Source organism: Mycobacterium sp. PS03-16 (assembly GCF_004570325.1).
GTDB lineage: Bacteria > Actinomycetota > Actinomycetes > Mycobacteriales > Mycobacteriaceae > Mycobacterium.
This window is the reverse complement of sequence record NZ_SPQO01000083.1, coordinates 1-818: the sequence shown is the minus strand read 5'-3', so window position 1 is coordinate 818 and position 818 is coordinate 1. Positions and strand designations below refer to the sequence as shown.

The 818-nt window shown below is 76.5% G+C and carries 1 protein-coding gene and 1 pseudogene; both read right to left on the bottom strand.

Annotation, left to right across the window (positions count from 1 at the left end; all coding sequences use genetic code 11):
* Positions 1-277: pseudogene (locus E4P42_RS27545) on the bottom strand (type II secretion system F family protein); the annotation flags it as partial.
* Positions 274-818, bottom strand: a 545-nt coding sequence (locus tag E4P42_RS26785) for a type II secretion system F family protein (protein ID WP_135129652.1), incomplete at its 5' end; no start/stop codon positions are given. The pseudogene E4P42_RS27545 and the gene E4P42_RS26785, both read right to left, overlap by 4 nt.

The following is an 818-nucleotide window of genomic DNA, read 5'->3' as shown; positions in this document are numbered from 1 at the left end:
CCAGGGCCAGCAGATCGGCCGCGCGGCTCAGCAGCCTCGCCAGTTCCCGCGGCGCCGACGCCGCGGTGGCGGACGCCGCCGCCGACACCGCCATCCCCGCCGCGAGGCATGCCGCCAGCACGTCGAAGGTGGATGCGGCGGCGAGGGGGTCCACCCCGCGGGACGTCGGTGCCCGCACGGCGCACAGCGCCGGACGGCCCCGTCGCCGCAGACGCAGCGCACCGGCGCGACCCGTCAGCAGCACCGCCACGGCGAGCAGCACCGCGGCCAGGCTCACGTCAGCACCCCGGCCGTGATGCGATCCGACCAGAGCAGCCCGGCACACGACAGGCACACGCCGATCACGAGCACCGCTCCCCCGGCGCCGCCGCCGGTCAGAAACCGCAGCGGGTCGGCGCCGATCAGCTGCCCCAGCCCGATGCCGAGAACGGGCAGCACGGCGAGCACCCCTGCGGTGGCCCGCGCACCGGCCATTCCGGCGTCCACCCGTGACGAATACCGTTGCCGTTCGCCGATATCCCGTTGCGCCGCCTGCATCAGGGTGGCGATCGCCAGGCCGTGCGTCTGGGCCAGCTCCCAGCACACCGCGATCCGGTTCCAGTGCGAGGGGACGGCCGAACGCGCCGCGACGTCACGCAGACCCGCCGTCACGTCGGCGCCGAGCCGCGCCCGCGCGGCCACCGCGCGCAGTGACGTGGCGACCGCGCCGTCCGCCTCCCGGGCGGCCACCTCGAAGGCCGGCACCGGATGTGCCCCCACCCGCAGTTCGGCCACCAGCACCTCCAGCGCGGCGTGCAGCGCCTCGGCCTCGGACACCC